19 protein-coding genes are annotated in these 19,202 nt (G+C 73.0%); 8 read left to right on the top strand and 11 right to left on the bottom strand.

The features are described from left to right. Positions 1-81: 81 nt before the first annotated feature. From CLV72_RS28530 to CLV72_RS28515, 5 genes are all read right to left on the bottom strand, one after another. On the bottom strand, positions 82-600 hold the full coding sequence (locus tag CLV72_RS28530) for a pentapeptide repeat-containing protein (RefSeq protein ID WP_170141157.1): 519 nt from the start codon (positions 598-600) through the stop codon (positions 82-84). A gap of 228 nt (positions 601-828) precedes the next feature. Continuing rightward, on the bottom strand, positions 829-1,386 hold the full coding sequence (locus tag CLV72_RS31915; RefSeq protein WP_146159602.1) for a hypothetical protein: 558 nt from the start codon (positions 1,384-1,386) through the stop codon (positions 829-831). A gap of 540 nt (positions 1,387-1,926) precedes the next feature. Further along, positions 1,927-3,750, bottom strand: a complete 1,824-nt coding sequence (locus CLV72_RS28525; protein WP_170141156.1) for a polymorphic toxin-type HINT domain-containing protein — start codon at positions 3,748-3,750, stop codon at positions 1,927-1,929. A 174-nt stretch (positions 3,751-3,924) separates the two neighbouring features. After that, positions 3,925-4,278: a hypothetical protein gene (locus CLV72_RS28520; RefSeq protein WP_106252632.1), complete on the bottom strand. Its 354-nt coding sequence runs from the start codon at positions 4,276-4,278 to the stop codon at positions 3,925-3,927. 981 nt (positions 4,279-5,259) lie between these two features. Further along, positions 5,260-5,661 (bottom strand): nitroreductase family deazaflavin-dependent oxidoreductase, encoded by a 402-nt coding sequence (locus CLV72_RS28515; protein ID WP_106252630.1) that lies wholly within the window; start codon positions 5,659-5,661, stop codon positions 5,260-5,262. A 113-nt stretch (positions 5,662-5,774) separates the two neighbouring features. Between CLV72_RS28515 and CLV72_RS28510 the strand changes: the two genes are divergently transcribed. Beyond that, a complete protein-coding gene (locus tag CLV72_RS28510) occupies positions 5,775-6,740 on the top strand; it encodes an exonuclease domain-containing protein (RefSeq protein ID WP_106252627.1) in 966 nt (321 codons plus the stop codon). On the opposite strand, the gene CLV72_RS28505 is transcribed toward CLV72_RS28510, so the two are convergent. Continuing rightward, a complete protein-coding gene (locus CLV72_RS28505; protein ID WP_245930499.1) occupies positions 6,701-7,540 on the bottom strand; it encodes an AraC family transcriptional regulator in 840 nt (279 codons plus the stop codon). The genes CLV72_RS28510 and CLV72_RS28505 overlap by 40 nt on opposite strands. A gap of 120 nt (positions 7,541-7,660) precedes the next feature. Further along, the gene (locus CLV72_RS28500; RefSeq protein WP_106252625.1) at positions 7,661-8,224 is read right to left on the bottom strand and encodes a GrpB family protein; all 564 of its coding nucleotides are present in this window, start codon (positions 8,222-8,224) and stop codon (positions 7,661-7,663) included. Positions 8,225-8,391: 167 nt separating this feature from the next. Here CLV72_RS28500 and CLV72_RS28495 point away from each other — a divergent pair, with 167 nt between their 5' ends. Then, positions 8,392-8,802 carry a DUF2000 domain-containing protein gene (locus CLV72_RS28495; RefSeq protein WP_106252623.1) on the top strand — a complete coding sequence of 137 codons (411 nt, stop codon included), beginning with the start codon at positions 8,392-8,394 and terminating at the stop codon, positions 8,800-8,802. 55 nt (positions 8,803-8,857) lie between these two features. On the opposite strand, the gene CLV72_RS28490 is transcribed toward CLV72_RS28495, so the two are convergent. Together CLV72_RS28490 and CLV72_RS28485 are read right to left on the bottom strand one after the other, a co-directional pair. After that, on the bottom strand, positions 8,858-9,436 hold the full coding sequence (locus CLV72_RS28490) for a restriction endonuclease (RefSeq protein WP_245930498.1): 579 nt from the start codon (positions 9,434-9,436) through the stop codon (positions 8,858-8,860). 233 nt (positions 9,437-9,669) lie between these two features. Further along, a complete protein-coding gene (locus tag CLV72_RS28485) occupies positions 9,670-10,956 on the bottom strand; it encodes a DUF418 domain-containing protein (protein WP_211303152.1) in 1,287 nt (428 codons plus the stop codon). Positions 10,957-11,052: 96 nt separating this feature from the next. Between CLV72_RS28485 and CLV72_RS28480 the strand changes: the two genes are divergently transcribed. After that, positions 11,053-11,805: a TetR/AcrR family transcriptional regulator gene (locus tag CLV72_RS28480; RefSeq protein ID WP_245930497.1), complete on the top strand. Its 753-nt coding sequence runs from the start codon at positions 11,053-11,055 to the stop codon at positions 11,803-11,805. Between the two features lie 22 nt (positions 11,806-11,827). Here the strand turns inward: CLV72_RS28480 and CLV72_RS32490 are convergent, their stop codons facing one another. After that, a complete protein-coding gene (locus tag CLV72_RS32490; protein WP_106252617.1) occupies positions 11,828-12,271 on the bottom strand; it encodes a hypothetical protein in 444 nt (147 codons plus the stop codon). 103 nt (positions 12,272-12,374) lie between these two features. On the opposite strand from CLV72_RS32490, the gene CLV72_RS28470 reads away from it, so the two are divergent. The 5 genes from CLV72_RS28470 to CLV72_RS28450 all read left to right on the top strand — a co-directional run bounded on the left by CLV72_RS28470 (position 12,375) and on the right by CLV72_RS28450 (position 18,084). Further along, entirely contained in the window at positions 12,375-12,689 is a 315-nt protein-coding gene (locus CLV72_RS28470) for a nucleotide pyrophosphohydrolase (RefSeq protein ID WP_106252614.1), read from the top strand. A gap of 420 nt (positions 12,690-13,109) precedes the next feature. Beyond that, a complete protein-coding gene (locus CLV72_RS28465) occupies positions 13,110-13,829 on the top strand; it encodes a sulfite exporter TauE/SafE family protein (protein ID WP_245930496.1) in 720 nt (239 codons plus the stop codon). Positions 13,830-13,928: 99 nt separating this feature from the next. Beyond that, on the top strand, positions 13,929-14,519 hold the full coding sequence (gene mug, locus CLV72_RS28460) for a G/U mismatch-specific DNA glycosylase (protein ID WP_106253025.1): 591 nt from the start codon (positions 13,929-13,931) through the stop codon (positions 14,517-14,519). A gap of 239 nt (positions 14,520-14,758) precedes the next feature. After that, on the top strand, positions 14,759-16,669 hold the full coding sequence (gene dxs, locus CLV72_RS28455; RefSeq protein ID WP_106253022.1) for a 1-deoxy-D-xylulose-5-phosphate synthase: 1,911 nt from the start codon (positions 14,759-14,761) through the stop codon (positions 16,667-16,669). A gap of 56 nt (positions 16,670-16,725) precedes the next feature. Beyond that, the gene (locus CLV72_RS28450) at positions 16,726-18,084 is read left to right on the top strand and encodes an FAD-dependent oxidoreductase (RefSeq protein ID WP_106252609.1); all 1,359 of its coding nucleotides are present in this window, start codon (positions 16,726-16,728) and stop codon (positions 18,082-18,084) included. Between the two features lie 11 nt (positions 18,085-18,095). On the opposite strand, the gene CLV72_RS28445 is transcribed toward CLV72_RS28450, so the two are convergent. Then, on the bottom strand, positions 18,096-19,151 hold the full coding sequence (locus CLV72_RS28445; protein WP_146159601.1) for a neutral zinc metallopeptidase: 1,056 nt from the start codon (positions 19,149-19,151) through the stop codon (positions 18,096-18,098). Between the last annotated feature and the right edge of the window lie 51 nt (positions 19,152-19,202).

Raw genomic sequence — 19,202 nt, 5'->3', positions numbered from 1 at the left:
CTGGGGCGTCTCAGCGGGAAATCGGCATCAACGCGGCAAGGTCGGGCCCGGGCGCGTCGCTACTGCTAGCGGCGACCGTCGTCACTCTTCGACGTGGACTTCGGCAGCGCCCCGTTCGGCGAACCACGCGACCAGCCGCGCACCGCCGATCAGCACACGCTCACCACCGCCCGAGTCCTGGACGTCCACCGGGCCACGCACCGACCCGCCGGCCCCCTCCACGCGGCATCCGTCCACGCGGGCCTCGGTCACAACGGTGCGGCCCCCAGGGCCGGGCGGCCCGAAAACGACCCCCCGGAAATCGGCGCCGCGCAGATCGGACCGGGACAGATGTGCTCCGTTCAGTCGAGCGCGTCGCAGGCTCGCGTCGCGGAGCTCGGCGTTGTTCATGCGGATGCCGAGCATGTCGGTGTCCGCGAACACGGTCCCACGTGCGAGGCACGAGTTCGCTTCGGTCTTGACCAGTCGCGCTCCGCTCAGATCCGCGCCGTCGAGGATCGCGCCGACCAGTTGCGCCTTGGACAGGTCGACCCCGACCATCCTGACCCCGGCGAAGTTCACACCCCACAGGTGCAACCACGCGAGATCAAGTCCGGACAAGTCCGCACCCCGGAAGTCGCACTCCGGATCTCCGACCAGCTCACGTCCAGAGCGGCCACCGGCCGCCCGCCACTCAAGATGAATCCGGAGCGCCTCCGCAGTCCGTGCATCAGTGGGCCAGGCCCGCGGCTGGAGGACCGGAATCCGGGCGTCAGACATCCACGATCACAACCCTTCCGGCCCATTCCGGAGAACTGCGGGAACGGACTCGCTGCGCCCCCATTCTTGTCAGATGCGGCGCTGGAACCGGCCGTATATCACGTCCAGTTCTCTGCGGATCGGACCTCGAACTGGGATCCGATTCCACCACCATCCTCGTCCAGGATCCGGTTCGTCGCTGTCGATATAGTCGATCATATTTCTCGGATCTTCTTCCGTGTAGGATCTGAACAGTTGATCGATTTCGCTCAATATTGCCTCGACCTTCTCCCGTGTACTGGATTCGATCAGTCCCAGGGGTCTCTCATTGAAGTCGCGAATGATCAGAGTCGCCTTCAGGTCGTGAACGCCCCAGATCGACGTATCCGAGTCGGGAAGGTCGAGTTCACTTCTGATCCTGGCGACATGACCCTGCCAACTCATGAGCAGGTTATATATATTGGATGAGTATTGAGGATTGACCTGGACTGGAATCGCTTCGGTCAGCTCTTTGTCCTCTGCGGAGATCTTCACCGGCAACTCCTTGTCGACCAATTGCGTCCTCCTGTGTAGTGGCTGCGATTCGAGACGCGGGCGCTGCTGTCCATCCAGGCCGAGAAGCGCGTCACCGATCGAATCAGTGCTCACTGGTCATCCGCCTTCCCGCCTGATTCGCGACCGATCGAGCAGAGGTGCCAACTGCCCTCGGGCGGCTCCGCCGGCGCGTACTGGCGGATGCCCCACTTGTCGCAAAAGAGGCTGTGCCGCCGCACCGTCTCCGCGTCAACGGACGCCGCGACGACATGGCCGGATCCGTGCTCCCATGCCAGTCCGTACCCGATCCCGTCCTCGCCCGCGGATGTGCCGGCCCCGTGCCCACTCCTGCGGATAGTGGAAGGAAGAGCTCCCTATGAGTTTGTTTCCCTTCTCGTGGCTTCCTCGATGGATTCATGGAACCGCTCATGTGCTTGCAGTGCGTCGGCCCAGGTCTCGCTGCGATGTACGACCTCTTTGGCTCGGGCGACTGAGTAGCCTCTCACCTCGATCAGTGTCTTGATGCATTGGACGACCGAGCCTCCTGATTCCCGCGCTGTGCGAATAAGGTCTTCGTCATCCGTTCTCATTTCGGCAGGCTCGTGTGCGGCAGAGTCGTGCGCATCGTCTGGACTGCTCGTTGGCATGGTGTCCTCAGTGCTGAATCGGAATCGTGAAGTCGACTTGATGGCCGACATTTCCAGTTGCTCGGACGGCGGTCACACGTATCTCGGTGAACCCCTGTCTGGCTGCTTGAGGGCCGATAACTTGTCGTATTTCTCGTAGCAGACGGGCCGCACCGGCGACTCCAAGGTCGCCGCGCCCTAGTTCTCGTGAGTCGGCAGGATAAAGTGCCAGATCGGAGAAGTGGAGTGTCGTTCCGTCGGCTGAGGTCTCAGCGATTATCTCCATGGCACCATGTTCCGTCTCGATTCTATGGTAATAAGGCTCGCCCACCTGGATCGGAGCCGCTGTCGATGGGGTTGGCCTCGCGGATGACGGACTTTCGGGTTCATCCGTTGGGCACTCGGCGGCGGCATTGTGTACCAGGACTGCTTCTCTGGCCGGGCCGACGTGATATGTGTGGAGATCTGTGATTGTCAGGTTGTGCACCGTCTGCGCTGGTCGCATCCATTGCCGGGTCTCGGTGATCCGAACGTGGTCGCCGATCGATGTCTGAAGCAGGCGATCGGGACGTAGTTCACCTGCCTCCGCCCACTCCTGCTCCTCCGGCAGCCAGAACGGGTGCTCGTCGGTGGCCGTGATGGTCTGGTCGCCGTGGCCGTCGCCGTCGGTGTCGACGGTGATGGAGACCAGGTGCTTCTGGCCGGTCCCCGTGATCAGGTGCGTCACCTCGCGGGGGCCCTGTTCGCCGGTCAGGGGGTCGGCGGCCCAGACGAGGTCGCCGACGGTGATGTCCTCGATCGGGGTGGTGGAGCCGTCGGCCAGTAGGACCGGGGTGCCGGGCACGAAGCTGTTGGTCCGGCAGGCGGAGCCGGGGCGGTCGTCTTGGTGCTGCTCGCCCTGTGGGGCATCGCCTGCGTCCTGGCGTTCGTCCGGGCGGTTGTCTGGGGCGGCGACGGACGGGGGTTCGTCGTCGCCGCGGGTTGTGGGGGCGGTGCCGGAGATGATGTCGAGGAGGCGGGCCGGTTTGGTGATCCAGCCGGCGCCCGGGATGAAGTAGGAGCCGAGGTTCCAGCCGACGCGGCCGATGACCTCGTTGCAGCGGGCCACTTCCTCGGTGGTCATGCCGGCGCCGAGGCGGTGGCAGCCGGCTTCGGTCCAGCCCGAGCGGACCTCCTCGTCGATGATGCTGTTGAACAGGCCGGAGGCCAGTCCGCCGGCGCTCCACGGGGCGGAGACGAAGTGCCAGTCGGCGGCGCCGACGGCGCTCTCCCACAGGGCGCCGAGGTAGTCGCCCTCGGCGTACCGGGCGGCGGCGTCGGGGGCGTATTCGGAGTTGTGCCGCTGCCACTGCTCGTATACGGCGGTGGTGGTGTCGACGACGTAGCCGACCGGGTCGGTGAGCATGTCGATCGTGGACTCGAGCTCGTCCAGGGCTGCGCCGCCGACGCCGGAGACGAAGGCGGGGAATGCCCGGCCGAGCCGGTCCAGGTAGTCGTCCCAGGTCGGCAGCGATGGCTCGCCGCCGTCCGGCGGGGTGGTCGGCGACGCGCCGAGGCCGTTCACCAGCCCGGACGTGAAGTCGGCCGCCAAGCCGCCGAGGTCGGGTGGCGACCCTGGGCCGCTCACGGCCGGGGCGGCGCCGTCGTCCGTCGGGGGCGCATTCGGGTCGGTTCCGGCCAGGTCGGACGGGGCGGCACCCGGATTGAACAGGCGCTCGACCGCGTCCGCCACGGAGGGCCCGACCGGGGCGAACACTCCGGAGAGCGCCGCCAGGACGGCGGCCGATAACACGATCAGAGCCGCGTACTCCACGGCGCTTGCGCCGCGGTCGGCGCGGGGACGTCGTCGCATCGGAACCTCACTCGACTGAGTACGCACTTGTCCGGGCATGCGGAACAGAGCGGGCGGCGCATTGTGCGCGCCGGGACGAGAACGGGAAGCGGTGGCCGCGGTCGCCGCGGCCGGAATCAGGTCAGGAAGGGCGCGCTGTGCGCGAGGCTTCGACCGGTGTCGATGCGGCGGAAATCAGCGCAGCCGTGCACGGGGCTTCTTGCGGGTGACGAAGTAGAGCGTCAGCCCTGGGATGAGCATCTGCACGAACGCGCTCGGCGTCTCGGCCAGATTCGACAGCGCGAGGAGCAGGACAAGCCCTGACCAGGCGATGATGCTCCAGAACAGCGGGCGGCGGCCCTTCGGGAGGCGCAGGGCGAGCGCGAGCGCGATGGCGCCGGGCGCCGCGAACACGGTGAAATAGCCGAGCGTGTAGGCGTCCGCGCCGGAAAGGGCGATGCCGAGGAGTGTGAGCGCCGCCGTCAGCCCGGCGAAGACGAAAAGGAGCACGCGAACGGTGACGAGTTCGGCGGGCAGGGGAGTGGCCATGATTCACTTCTCCGTCCAAAAGGGGTGAACGCGTATATCGACGCCGTGGATCATGGAGCGGTTCCCAAGTGCGTACTCAATTGCGTGATCATTGTGGCGGGCTGATCGGACGCGGCTCCACTCCATGCGGGTGCGGGTGCGGGACCGGCTGTCGGGATGCGCGGGCGACGGCGGGACAGCGACCGCCGACACGAGCCGCCCTCGCGTGGAGGCGGCGGCCGTGCGGTGGAGAGCGGGGGCCGCGGGGGAGAGTGAACGCGGCTCGTCACCGCAGGTGAGGGACGGTTCTCGGGTGGCTCCGGCCGGCCGTGCCGGGCTTCGCTGACATGTTCGAGTACGACGCCGGGGCCGTCGCAGCGTCGGTTCGGGAGCACCGTGGCCTGCTGATGCGCGAGTCTCCGATCGGCACGCCGTCATGGCGGGCCGGTCGGGGGAGGCGTCGGCCTCGGCCGCTGTGGCGTGCGGGAGCGCGGCCCTTTGTCCGGGCTACGCGGGATCTGGCCGACCAAGGACGACGGCTGTGCGGTGTACCGAGCCGGAGTCCGTGCACATCAGGTGGTGGCCAGAACCGTGCACGCACGGGGTCCGACCGGGCGGAAACAGGTGCGGTGTACGCACGCACCTCCCGACAGCGGGTGGCGGATCAGTACGCCGACCTGTGCCGCGGCTGGCCACTGCGGTGCACATCAGGATCGTGTACGCGCTGAACCAGCTCAGTGGCCCGTTGAATCCGACCTACGCCCGGCCGCAGCAGCCCGGCGACGGTCCCCCTCCGGGCATGGCGGGTCCGCCCGCGTACGACCGTCTCGGCCCGGCCGGTGCGAGGAAGGGTCCAGACGGCCGCATCGACGGCTCGTCGGCGGGCCGGCCCGGAACCGGGCACGGTCCGGACGGCATCGACCGGCTCCTCGCGTGCGACCTGGGCAGCGCAAGCGCCTCGGAACCGTCCGCCGGACGGTTCCGAGGCGCGATTCGCCGACGTCAGGCGCGACGCAGGACGACCACCGGGATCGGGCGGTCCGTCTTGGTCTGGTACTGGTCGTACGCGGGCCAGGTCGCGGTCATCTTCGGCCAGAGCCGAGCCTTCTCCTCGGCGTCGGCGGTGTGCGCCACCGCGGCGAAGCGGTCACCCCAGACCTGCACCGTCACGTTCGGGTCCGCGACCAGGTTCTTGTACCACAGCGGGTGGTCCGGTTCGCCGCCGTTGGAGGCGACCACCACGTAGTCGTCCCCGTCGGTCTGGTAGATCAGCGGCGTGGTGCGCTCCAGGCCGGTCTTGCGCCCGGTGGTGGTGAGGAGCAGCACGGTCGTGTTCTGCCAGTCATGCCCCTCGGCGCCGTCGGTCTCCCGGTAGCGCCGCACGTGCTCTGCCCCGAACAGCATGAGTCCTCCGTATGTCGTGCCGCCCGCGCGGAAACGCCGACGCGGTACCGCCGGGCGGCGATAGAGTCGAACAGCAGTCCAACAGTCAACTACATGACGGGCGGTGTCGATCATTGTCCGGGGCCTGGGTCGCGATCGATTTCGAAACGGCCAACCACGACCGCGGCAGCGTGTGCTCGGTCGGGGCGGTCCGGGTCGAAGACGGCAGGCTCGTCGACCGCTTCACCAGCCTGGTACGGCCGCCGCGGGGGGTCGGGTTCTTCTCGCCGTACAACATCGCCGTGCACGGCATCACCGCCGACGACGTCGCCGGGGCGCCCGAATGGCCCGAGGTCTTCGAGCGGCTGCTCGCCTTCAACCGGGGCGCACCGCTGGTGGCGCACAACGCGGTGTTCGACATCGGGGTGCTCAGGACGGCGTGCGGCCACACCGGGCTGGGCTGGCCGGACGTCGACTACGCGTGCACGCTCGCCGTCGCGCGGCGCACCTGGTCGGTGCTGCCCAACCACAAGCTGCCCACCGTCTGCGCCCACATCGGCCACCAGCTGCGCCGGCACCACAGCGCCGACGCCGACGCCGAGGCGGCCGCGCACATCATGCTCGCGGCCCTGCGCACGCACGGCGCGACATCGCTGACCGGACTGGGGCCGATGTCCAGGCTGGCCGCCGGGCGCGGCGGCGCGCCCTCGCGTCCGGCCGCCGCGCCCGGCGGCGCCGGCCGCGCGGCCCGGTACGACCAGTGGCAGGCGGAGGCGCGCGCCCCCCTGCCGGAGCCGGTCGCCGACGCCGACCCCGCGGGCCCGCTGTACGGGCGGACGGTGTGCGTCACCGGTGATCTCGCCTCCATGCCGAAACCCGAGGCCTGGCAGCGGATCGCCGAGGCCGGGGGACGGCCGGCCAAGAACGTCACCAAGAAGACCGACATCCTGGTGATCGGCCGCGCCGAACTGGGCGGCCCGACCGGCAAGCAGCGCCAGGCCGAGGCGTACCGGGAGAAGGGGCAGGCCATCGAGCTGATCGGCGAAGCCGAGTTCCTCGCCTACCTCGGGCTCGCCACGGAGGCGCGGCCGCGGGCGTAGCCGGCCGGGGTGATCCCGTAGTAGCGGCCGAACCAGCGGGTGAGATGGCTCTGGTCGGCGAAGCCGACGCGGCCGGCCGCCTCGGCGGGCGGCACTCCCGCGGCCAGCAGCGCGCGTGCGGCGCGCAGCCGCAGCTGGCGGAGGTAGTCGCTGGGCGCCATGCCGTAGCGGGCGCGGAAGTCGCGGTAGACGGCGAAGCGGCTGCGGCCCTTCGCCAGCTCGTCCAGGGTGATGTCGGCCGGCATCCGCTCGTGCAGCAGCTCGCGGACCTGGGCGGCCGTGCGGTCGGCGTCGGCGGCGGGGGACGGCGCCGAGAGCCCGCGGGTGGCGGAGCGGCGCACCATGGCGGCGACCGCGGCCGCCAGTTCTTCATCGCGTCGCAGGGTGTCGGCGCCGCCGAGGAGCGCGCTGTGCAGGCGGCGCAGCGCGCGTGCGAGCACGGGGTCGTGGACGACGGGACGCGCGAAGAGCGGGAGCGCGGCAGCTCCGCCGGTCACGTCGGCGAGCAGGGCGCGGATCAGGTCGGGCCCGATGTGCACGATCCGGTAGGTGAACCCGAGCGCGTCGGCGGCGCGGCCGTCGTGCGGATCATCGGGGTTGAAGGCCATCACCATGCCCGCCGCGCTGGTGTGCGCCGCGCCGCGGCAGCTGAACGCCTGCGCGCCCTCCTCGGTGACGCCGAAGGAGTAGGCGTCGTGGCTGTGCCGGTGGTAGACGTGCCGCTCGAAGTGGGCCGCCATCGCCTCCAGCGGCCGCCCCGGATCCCGCCAGTACCGCACCCAGTCGCGGCCTGCCGTCATCGGTTCCACCTCCTGCCACGTCCCGGGCTCATGGATGGTAGACGGGAACGGACGGAGGCCGTGGACGGCCTGGCGGTGATACGCGGCCGCCGCCTCGGGACCCGGCCACCGCGCCGTCCGTCAACGAGGCGTGCCGGGACGGCCGTGCTCCGCCAGGACGCTCGCCACGAACTCCGCCTTGGCCGCCGTGTACGCCTCGCGGTCGTGTCCGTGCCGCTCCGCCAGTCGGCGCTTCAGGTCCGCGTACCTCTGTGCGAGCCGGCGGTCGCGGCGAAGCGCGTCGCGGAAGCGGACCTGCTCGGCCCACCGCGGGTGTCCGGCCCGGATCAGGTGCAGGTGCGCCTGGCGGCGACGGCCCGACGGGTCCGGCTTGACGAAGAAGCGCCGCCAGCTCCGCCGGTCCAGGTCCGGCGGCACCAGGCACCAGCCGTCGGCGGCGAGCCGCTCGGACGCCCGGCCCACCGCGGTGTCCAGATCGGCCACGGAGGCCATCAGGTCGATGACCGGCTTGGCGGCGAGCCCGGGCACGGCCGTCGAACCGATGTGCACCACACCGGAGAGCAGCCACGGCGCCAGCAGATCGCCCAGCCGCTCGCACTCCGCCGCCGCGCGCACCGCCCACCGCGGGTCGTACGGGCGGAGCTCCGCCCGCTCGTAGGCCCAGGCGGGGGCGTCCTCGCTCACCGCGTCACACTAGCGCGACCGGGTGACGGCGAGCGGTCACCGGTCGCGCGCACCGGCGGGCTGCTCAGGCGGTGCGCGCGACCGCCCGAGAACACGGCCACGGCGCTGGGGCGGACCAGCGCACCAGCGTTCAAGACCCCCGGCCGGTCCGGCGCCATGATCGGCGCATGCGCTTCGAGACCAAGATCGCCATTGCCGTCCGGGACGACCTGGCGGTGTGGCAGCGGCTCAATGTGACGGCCTTCCTCGCCGGGGGTGTCGCCGGTGAGGTGGACGGACTGGTGGGCAAGCCCTACGAGGACGCCTCGGGCGTCCGCTACCTGCCGATGATCGGGCAGCCTGTCCTGGTGCACCTCGCCGACGCGACCGGACTGGCCCGGGCCCGCGACAGGGCGCTTGGGCGCGGACTGCGGGTGGGCGTCTACACCGAGGAGCTGTTCGGCACCGACAATGACGAGGACAACCGCGCGGCCGTGCGCGCGGTGCCCAGCGAGCAGCTGCGGCTGGTGGGGATCGCCGTATACGGGCCGCGCAACGCGGTGTCGGCGGCCTTCAAGGGGCTGCCGCTGCACCCGTGAGCGGCGGCCCGGCCGGCGAGGGCACCCGGCCCGGCCGGACCGGCGCCGGAGCCGGTCACCGGGCCGGTAGCGCGGGCGGGGACCGGTCGATCCAGCGGGCCAGCGACGCCCGGTCCACCAGCACGACCGGCGAGCCGTGCGCCGCCTGGACCGCGGGCCCGGTGAAGCGGCTGCTGGTCACGAAGACGCCGACATGCCCGCGGTGGGTGCTGGCCAGCGCGCCGAGGAGGTCGCGGATCTCGTGGGCCGGCACCGGGGAGCGCCAGCGCTTGCACTGGACGGCGACGGGCCGGCCGTCCGGCGACCGGCAGGTGATGTCGACCCCGCCGTCGTTGGCGCCGCCGTGGACCACCACCCGCGTATAGCCGTCGCGCCGCAGCAGCTCGGCGACGTAGACCTCGAAGGCGATGCCGGGCATCGCGTCGATCCGGCCGAGATTCGCGTTCGCGCGCAGCCACCAGCGGCGCCGGTTCGCCTGCTCGCGCCGCCACAGCACCAGCAGCGCCGCGGCCAGCGGCAGTGCCACCCCGGCGCCGCCCGCCAGCCACGGCCAAACCTGCGCCCAGTTGCCGGCGACCCACACCACCAGGCCCACCGCCGCCAGCAGGGCCAAGGCGGCCAGCGCCGCCCGCAACTCGCTTAAGGCGCCGCGCGAGCGGCGGCGCTGACGTCGGCGTGGACGCCGTCTGCCGCGGGTTCGTGCCATCCACCGGCCTCACGTGTCGGGGACACCATCATCCCGCGACGAGACGGTGAATCCGTAGAGATGTCGGTACATCTGGCCGGATGCGGAAGCGAGTGCCGAACTGCACCCGGGCGGAGACGGACGGGCGTGCGAGCGCCCCCGCACCCGGCCTTGCGCGGGTGCTAGCCCGGTCTGGACTCCGCACCAGGGCCGGCGGGGGCCGCGCTGCGCTCGGCGTCGCGGTAGACCAGCCGCCGCAGCAGCACCTCGGCCGGCCCCCGCCGCCCGGTACGTTCCATCGCGTAGGCCGCCGCGGCGGTCGCCGCCCACACCGCCACCGCATACAGCGCCATGGTGGCGCTGCTCAGCGCCGCCCCCAGCCCGAGCCCCCAGGCGGCCAGGACGGGGGAGAACAGCAGCGAGTGCGCCAGATAGCTCGACAGCGAGCGCCGCCCCACGGCGGCCACCGCCACCACCGGGACCGTCGAGCGCAGCCGCGAGGGCAGGTAGTGGGCGACGAGCGCGAAGGCGGCGACGTACCCCAGGCCGCCCGGCAGGCCGGTGTAGCTCTGGATCAGGAAGATCGGCCCGAAATCCCCCAGCGCGGCCGCCGGCACCGAGAACACGCCGACGTGCGCGAGCGCCGCGGGCAGGCCGCCCAGCCAGCCCAGCGCGATCCCGGCCACGGCCACGCCCCACAGCAGCCGGAGGTGGCGGTGGGTCTCCTCCAGCACCCGCCGGCGCGCCGCCCAGAAGCCCAGCAGCATCGCCACCTCGAAGGTGATCCCCAGCGGCGCCGTGACCAGCAGGGAGGCCCAGGTGCTCAGCCGGGTGGCGGCCGCGGCCAGTGGATCGGACTCGTCGGCCCCGTACAGCGCGAAGGACGGCTCGGCCGCGCCGCCCCCGGCCGGCAGCGAGCCCGAGAGCAGCCACAGCACCGTGGACGCCAGCAGCACCAGCATCAGCGCGGCGCCGACCGCCGCCCACACCAGCACCGTGCGCTCCGCACGGCGCAGGAACAGGGCGCCGAGCAGCAGGCTCAGCAGGCCGTAGACCCCGAGGATGTCGCCGGCCATCAGCAGCGCGGCGTGCGCGAAGCCGAACACCAGCAGCCAGAGGCTCCGCCGCCGCAGCAGCGCCGCGGCCGCGCGCTCGGAGGTGCCCGCCGCCGTCTGGCGCAGGAAGAGCTGCATCATGCCGTAGCCGAACAGGAAGGCGAACAGCGGATAGACCCGCAGGTCGAGTCCCACGATCATCGCGAACTGGACGGCCCGGTCGAGCGCGGAGCCGTCCACGGGATGCCAGCCCGAGGGCCCGTACCGCGCCGCCCACAGGTAGAAGGTGGTGTTGGACAGCACGATCAGCAGCAGCATCGCCCCCCGGGCGAGGTCGGGTGCCAGGACGCGCTCCCCGGGCCGCACCGCCCCACGCCGGACCGCCCGCGCGGCCGGCTCACCCGTCTGCGTCATCGGTGCCCCCTTCTCGAGGCCGGGTCGGAAAACCTGGAACAGTGTTCGGAGTTTCAATACTCCGAACGCTATGCGGAGTTCCTAGGATGAGTCAAGATGACGACCGACATGAGTGCCCAGGACCCCACCCGCGCGCTGGAGCTGCTGTGGGGAAACGCGCCCCGCCCGAGCCGGGGCCCGCGCCAAGGGCTGGAACTGGCCGGGATCGTGCGGGCGGCGATCGAGATCGCCGACGCCGAGGGCCTGGCCGCGCTGTCCATGCGGCGGGTGGCCGCCCGGCTCGGCGTCGGCACCACGACCCTCTACACCTACGTCCCGGGCAAGACCGAGCTGCTCGCGCTCATGCTCGACGCCGTCGCCGCGGACGCCGCGCTGCCGCACACCGTCCCCGGCGACTGGCGGGCCAAGTTCACGGCCTGGGCGCACGAGGACTGGATCGGGTTCCGGCGCAGCCCCTGGGCCCTCCAGGTGGCCGCGGTCCGCCCGCTGCCCGGCCCCAACCTGATGGCGTGGTACGACTCCGCGCTGCGCGTCCTGGACGACACGGACCTGGACGGCCGCGAGAAGGTGATGGTCATCGAGACCGTCGACGCCTACGTGCGCGGCGTCGCGCGCACCGCCGGCGACATCGCCGAGGCCGAGCGGCGCGACAGCATCCAGGCCGCCGAATGGTTCACCGCCCAGGTGGACTTCCTGGGCCGCAGGGTCGACTTCCGCCGCTTCCCCCACGTGGCCCGCAGCGGCCTGGTCCACGGGCTCCCCGACGCCGACGACGTCTTCGCCTTCGGCCTGGAGCGCATGCTCGACGGGATCGAGGCGTTCATCCGGTCCCGCTCGGACGCGGACTGAGCCCCGCCCCGCGGCGGACCGGTCAGCCGCCGGCCGGCCCGGCCGCCGACTCGGCGATCTCCGCCAGCCGCTCGCCGTGCTCGCCCTCGGCGTCGCCGTGGGTCCGCTCGTACAGCTCGACCGCCTCGGCCGCCAGCCGGGCGACCTCGGCGGCATAGCCGTACTCGATCAGGTCCTCGAGCGCGCCGAGGGCGCGCTCCAGCCGCTCCCAGCCGCCGTCGCCCACGTGGAGCGCGTCGTCGTCCACGTACGGCACGAAGCCGGTGACGGCGCGCTCCAGCAGCTCGCGGCAGGCCGGCACCGCGCCGTCCGCACCGGCCGCGCCCAGCAGCCGCACCCGCACCACCGGATCGTCGTCGGCGATCCGCAGCAGCTGCTCGGCCAGCCACGCGGGCTCCTGCGCCGCCAGGAAGCCGCCGAGCGGCGCCGATTCGTCGTTCGCGTCCACGATCTGCCCAATGGTCACGGCGCGACTCTAGCGCCGCCCTCCGACACCCGCCGCCCGCACCCGGCCGGGCATCCCGGACCGGGCGCCGGACCGGGCGCGGATCGGTGGTAGACCTGTCCCAATGAGCATCCCCGACCTGCAGAAGCTGCTCGCCGACTTCGCCGACCGGCGCGACTGGGGCCGCTTCCACACCCCCAAGAACCTCGCCATGGCCCTCGCCGGCGAGGCCGGCGAACTCGCGGCGGAGTTCCAGTGGCTCGACCCGCGGGAGTCCGCCGAGGTCATGCACGACCCCGCCAAGGCCCACGCCGTCCGCATGGAGATGGCCGACGTCCTCAGCTACCTGCTCCGCCTCGCCGACGTCCTCGACGTGGACCTCGACGCGGCCTTGAGGGAGAAGGTCGCCATCAACGAGGGGCGCTTCCCGGCCGAGTGAACGGCGGCTCGGGCGCCGGCCGGGATCCGTGCGAGGCCGGACGCGCGGTCGGCCCCCGTCCGACCGCGCGGGGCATCCGGCCCGGGGCGCGTCCGAGCGGCGCCCGCCGCGTGCGCGCGTCCCCCGACGCTTGCGGCGGCACCGCCCGGGGCGCCTCGGAGCACCTTCCCGCTTCCACGGCTCGACCGTAGAGAGCGGTCGTTTCCGCCGCCCGCCGCGACCGTGACGATCGCGTTTCGGTGATCGGCCGGCGGTTCCGCGTACCGCTGCGGTCCGTTCGCGCGTGCCGGTCGAACGGGCGTACGCCGCGAGGCGCCGCCGGTCCGGTCCCGGGCGTGTGCGCGGGTCAGGGGCCCGGCGGCGCCATACATGGGATCACCCTGTGATCGGGAAGTGGGGCGATCGCTAAGCTCGGTCGCTGTGGCGGACTGGGCAATCATCGCGATCACCGGCGCGGCCGTTCTGCTCGGGTCGCTCGTGCAGAGCAGCGTGGGGCTCGGGGTGGGGCTGATCGCCGCGCCCGTGCTCACGCTGCTGGCGCCTGAGCTGATGCCGGGCGCCATGCTGATCGTGACCTTCTCGCTGCCGCTGCTGACCACCGGGCGGGAGATGGCGCACATCGACTGGCGCGGGATCCGGTGGGCCTTCGCGGGGCGGATCGCCGGCACGGTGGCGGGGGTGTGGGTGGTCGCGATGGTCTCGCGGACGCTGCTGGACCTGCTGGTGGCCGGGGTGATCCTCACCGCGGTGATCCTCAGCGTCACCGCTCCCAGCATCCGGCGGAGCCCGGCGACCCTGGTGGCCGCCGGCACCGCCTCCGGGGTGTTCGGCACGGCCACCTCCATCGGCGGACCCCCGGTGGCGCTGCTCTACCAGCACGCCCCCGGGCCCGAGGTGCGTGCGACGCTGGGCGCGTTCCTCGGTCTCGGCACGGCGCTGTCGATCGCCTCGCTGGCGGTGGCCGGGCAGCTCAGCTGGGACGAGGTGGTGGCGGGCCTGTGGCTGCTGCCGTTCCTGCTGGCCGGCTTCGCGCTGGCGGGTCCGCTGCGCCGCTACCTGGACGGCGGGCGCACCAGGACGGCGCTGCTGGCGGTATCGGCGCTGTCGGCCACCGTGCTGGCCGCCCGCGCGCTGCTGTGAGCGGCGCCACCCGGCCCGGCGCACGCCGCCGTGGTGGAGCACGGCGGCACCCGGCGGCCGGCCCCGCGCACCCGTTCCGCCTCGGGTAGGGTCGCCGCCGTGGCACGCCCGACCGAAGCCGAGCTCCAGGCGGCACTGCACCGCACCGTCCCCGACATCGTCGGGCCCGGTCTCGACGTGCTGTTCTGCGGGATCAACCCCGGCCGCCACTCCGCCCTCACCGGGCGCCACTTCGCCGGTCCCGGCAACCGCTTCTGGCCGGCGCTGTGCGCCTCGGGCTGGACGCCGCGGGTGCTGCGGCCCGACGAGATGGGGCTGCTGCCCCGCTACGGCATCGGCATCACCAACATCGTGCCGCGCGCCACCGCGCAGGCGAGCGAGCTGAGCCGCGAGGAGCTGCGGGCGGGCGGCGAGGCGCTGGCCGCGCGGGTGGAGCGGCTGCGCCCCCGGGTGCTGGCCGTGCTCGGCATGACCGCCTACCGGCAGGCCTTCGGACGGCCGTCCGCGCCGGCCGGGCCGCAGGACGAGCGGGTCGGCGGCGCGCCCGTGTGGGTGCTGCCGAACCCCAGCGGGCTGAACGCGAGCTGGCCGCTGCCGCGGATCGCCGCCGCCCTCGCCGAGGTGCGCGAGGCCGTCGGCCGCCCGCCGGCCGAGCCCGACCAACCCGGCGACGCCCGCGCACCGGGCTAGCCCCACGCCGCCCGTCGCCGGATCCGGCGATCCCGGCGGCGTTCGCGCACCGGCCGGGAACGGACGCGCCCCCGACCCGGCTCCGACCGGACCGCAACGGCGCCCGGTACCCTCCCGGACCCGGGCGAAAGCCCGGGTAACGTGCCGGAGCGCGCATAGGGGCGTTTCGGTCCCGGGGCGAATCGCGTGTTCTAGACTCGGGAGGACTTCAGACGCTCCAGGCGAGGGAGATGACGAGCGTGGCGTTGCTTGAGTCGGTCCGCAGTCCCGAAGACCTCAAGAGGCTCGACGCCGACCAGCTCACCGCCCTCGCGGCCGAGATCCGCGAGTCGCTCGTCTCGGCCGTCTCCCGCACCGGCGGCCACCTGGGCCCCAACCTCGGCGTGGTCGAGCTCACCATCGCGATGCACCGGGTCTTCGACTCCCCGGCCGACCCCATCCTGTTCGACACCGGCCACCAGGCCTACGTGCACAAGATGCTCACCGGGCGGCAGGACTTCGCCGCGCTGCGCCAGCGCGGCGGCCTGTCGGGCTACCCCAGCCGCCAGGAGTCCGAGCACGACTTCATCGAGAACTCCCACGCCTCCACCGCCCTGTCCTACGCCGACGGGCTCGCCAAGGCCTTCCGGGTGCGCGGCGAGACCGACCGCACCACCGTCGCCGTCATCGGGGACGGCGCGCTGACCGGCGGCATGGCCTGGGAGGCGCTGAACAACATCGCGGGCGCCAAGGACCTCAGGCTGGTCATCGTCGTCAACGACAACGGCCGCTCCTACTCGCCGACCATCGGCGGCCTGGCCCACCACCTCGCCTCGCTGCGGATGACCCAGAGCTACGAGCAGGTGCTCGAACTGGTCAAGAGCGCCCTGTCGCGCACCCCGCTGGTCGGCCAGCCGCTCTACGACGCGCTGCACGGCATCAAGAAGGGCGTCAAGGACGCCGTCCAGCCGCAGGTCATGTTCGAGGACCTCGGCCTGAAGTACGTCGGCCCCATCGACGGCCACGACACCGCCGCGATGGAGCACGCCCTGCGCGGCGCCCGCGACTTCGGCGGCCCCGTCATCGTGCACGCCATCACCCGCAAGGGCCAGGGCTACGCCCCGGCCGAGAACGACGCCGAGGACTGCTTCCACTCCCTGGGCGCCTTCGCGCCCGAGACCGGCGTGCAGCGCTCCAAGCCGGGCGTGCCGTGGACCCGGGTGTTCGGCGAGGAGATGGTCAAGCTCGGCGCCGAGCGCGACGACATCGTGGCGATCACCGCGGCCATGCTGCACCCCACCGGCCTGGCGCCCTTCGCCGAGCGCTTCCCCGGCCGCTGCTTCGACGTCGGCATCGCCGAGCAGCACGCCGCCACCTCCGCCACCGGCCTGGCCATGGGCGGCCTGCACCCGGTGGTCGCCGTCTACGCCACCTTCCTCAACCGCGCCTTCGACCAGGTGCTGATGGACGCCGCCCTGCACCGCCAGCCCGTCACCTTCGTGCTCGACCGCGCCGGGATCACCGGCTCCGACGGCGCCAGCCACAACGGCATGTGGGACATGTCGGTGCTCCAGGTCGTGCCCGGCCTGCGCGTCGCGGCGCCCCGCGACGCCGCCCGGCTGCGCGAACTGCTCCGCGAGGCCGTCGCCGTCGACGACGCCCCCACCGTGGTGCGCTTCCCCAAGGGCAACGTCGCCGCCGACCTCCCCGCCGTGGGCCACATCGGCGGCATGGACGTGCTGCGCCGCTCCTCGCGCGCCGGCGGCCGGCACGACGTGCTGCTGGTCGGCGCCGGAGCGATGGCCGGCACCTGCGTGGAGGTCGCCGAGCGGATGAGCGCCCAGGGCATCGGCGTCACCGTGCTCGACCCCCGCTGGGTCAAGCCGCTGGACCCGGAGCTGGCCGTCGAGGCGGCGCGGTACCGGATGGTCGCGGTGGTCGAGGACAACGGCCGGGTCGGCGGCGTCGGCGACGCCGTGGCGCGGCTGCTGCGCGAGGCCGAGGTCGAGGTCCCCGTCCGCACCTACGGCGTCCCGCAGCGCTTCCTGGAGCACGCCGGCCGCGAGCAGATCCTCGCCGAGATCGGCCTCACCTCCCAGGACATCGCGCGCGAGCTCACCGAGCGCGTCGCCGGCGGCAGCCCGCAGCTGGCCGACGTCGCCGAGGGCTGAGCGCGTCCTCACGCACCCGGCCGCGGCGCGGGCCCCCGTTGCGGCAGAATGAACGGGTGACCTCCGAAGCGGTGCTCCGCGTCGCCATCATCGGTTCCGGCCCGGCCGGCATCTACGCGGCCGACGCGCTCAGCAAGCAGGGCGGCGACGGCGTCCTGGTCGACGTGTTCGACCGGCTGCCCACCCCCTACGGCCTGGTCCGGTACGGCGTCGCGCCCGACCACCTCAACATCAAGTCGATCGCCCGCACCCTCGACGGGGTGCTGGAGCGGCCCGGTGTGCGCTTCATCGGCGGCATCGAGTACGGCCGCGACCTCAGCCGCGCCGACCTGCGGCGCGCCTACGACGCCGTCGTCTTCGCCACCGGCGCCACCGTCGACCGGCGGCTGGGCATCCCCGGCGAGGACCTGCCCGGCAGCGTGGCCGCCACCGAGTTCGTCAACTGGTACAGCGGCCACCCCGACGTGGAGGTGGGCCGCTTCGTGCTCGACGCCGAGCGGGCGGTCGTCATCGGCGTCGGCAACGTCGCCGTCGACGTCGTGCGCATCCTCGCCAAGACCGCCGACGAGCTGCGGCACACCGACATCCCGCAGCCGGTGCTCGACACCCTGGCCGGCAGCAAGGTCCGCCGCATCCACCTCATCGGCCGCCGCGGTCCCGCCCACGCCAAGTTCACCCCCAAGGAGCTGCGCGAACTCGGCAAGCTGGACCACGCAGGGGTCAGCGTCCGCCCCGACGAGATCGACTTCGACCCCAACGGCCCCGAACTGCTGACCGCCAGCCGCTCGGCGCGCACCAACCTCAAGGTGCTCGACGAGTGGGCGCACCGCGAGCCCGCCGACGCCGAGCGCCGCATCGACATCCGGTTCTGGCTGCGCCCCGTCGCGATCCTGGGCGAGGACCGGGTCGAGGCGGTCCGGGTGGAGCGCACCGAGCTGGACGCCGACGGGCGGCTGGTGGGCACCGGCGAGGTCGAGGAGATCCCGGCCGACCTGGTGCTGCGCTCGGTCGGCTACCGCAGCCTCGCCCTGCCCGGCGTCCCCTTCGACGAGGCGTCGGCCACCGTCCCCCACACCACCGGCCGGGTGCTCTCCCCGGAGGGCGAGCCGGTCCCCGGCGACTACGTGGCCGGATGGGCCAAGCGCGGCCCCACCGGGGTGGTCGGCACCAACCGCTCCGACGCCGCCGAGACCGCGCGCTGCGTGCTCGCCGACGCCGCCGAGCTGCGTGCGGCCCGCGAGGGCGAGCCGGTGCCGATCGAGTCCGTGCTCGACGCCAAGGGCGTGCGGATCGTCGGCTACCACGACTGGCTCGCCATCGACGCCGCCGAGGCGGCGCACGCCGCGTCGCTGGGCCGCGGCGAGCGGGTCAAGCTCGTCGGCTGGGACGGCCTGTACGCCGCGATCGACGGCTGAGCGCCCGCGGGTCAGGCCACCTCGGCGTCGGACGCGGTGAAGGTGTTGCAGTCGGAGACGGTCTCCATGTGCCAGCCGCGGCGGAACCACTCCCGGCGGTTGGCGGTGGAGCCGTGGGTCTCGGAGTCGCCGCCGGAGTTCAGCACCGCGTTGAAGCGGTCGCGGTCGTCGGTGTCGAAGCGGCCCAGGGCGGCCAGGCCGGCGGCGCTCAGGCACTCGGCCTGGAGTTCGGTGCGGCGGCTCATCTCCTGCTCGGTCGCGCGCTCGCCGGACTCCCAGCCCAGCCGGTAGGCGTGGTCGAGGATCTCCACCCGGTCCTGGACGTAGTGGGCGTACTCGTGCGCGACCAGCCCGATCCAGACCCCCTCGGCCTGGGCGTCGGGCCAGAAGGCCGCCATCTCGGTGATCTGGTCGACCACGATGTAGATGGTGTGCTCGGCCGAGCAGTAGAAGCCGAGGGCGTCCTCGGGGGCCGGTCCGCACTCCGAATCGGCGCCGGCGTCGGCCACGGCGTACTCGGGGGACGCCGGGCGCCGGCCCAGCGCCGCGAACTGCGGGCCCCACATGTCGTCCAGGCAGGCGCCGACGGCCGGGGCGAACTCCGTCCACGAGGCGTGGGAGGTGACCGACAGCCGGGGGGTGTCGCAGTCGACCGACGGCAGCGGGCCGTAGGCGTACAGGGGGTTGCGGGCGGACTCCCAGACCGGCGGCGGCGCGGCGCTGGCGGTCTGCCCGCCGCGGTCGCCGGGCTCGCGCTCGGGCGGCGCGGCCTGCCCGGGGGCGCCCTCGCCGGGGGTCCACCACATCAGCACCAGCAGCAGCGCCAGCGCGACGGCCGCGACGGCGGTGCCGATGAACGCCGACAGGGGGGCGACGCCGCGCCGGCCGGGCGGGCGCCCGCCCGGGCCGAAGCCGGGCGGGGGAGGACCCGCAGGGGGACCGGGCGGGGGCCCGCCGTGCACAGGCCCGCCGTGCGGGGGCGGCCAGGGGCCGGGCGGCGGCCAGTGCGGGCCGCCGTGGCGGGGCGGACCCGGCGGGCGGGCGCCCGGGCCGCGCGCATGGTCCACGGGGAGCCCTTTCGCCGCGGGCGGGGAGTTTTCCGGACGAGTCGGCAGATG

This window comes from Allonocardiopsis opalescens (genome assembly GCF_003002095.1).
GTDB lineage: Bacteria > Actinomycetota > Actinomycetes > Streptosporangiales > Streptosporangiaceae > Allonocardiopsis > Allonocardiopsis opalescens.
The sequence above is the reverse complement of the archived record's forward strand: the minus strand, read 5'-3'. Positions and strand labels throughout refer to the sequence as shown.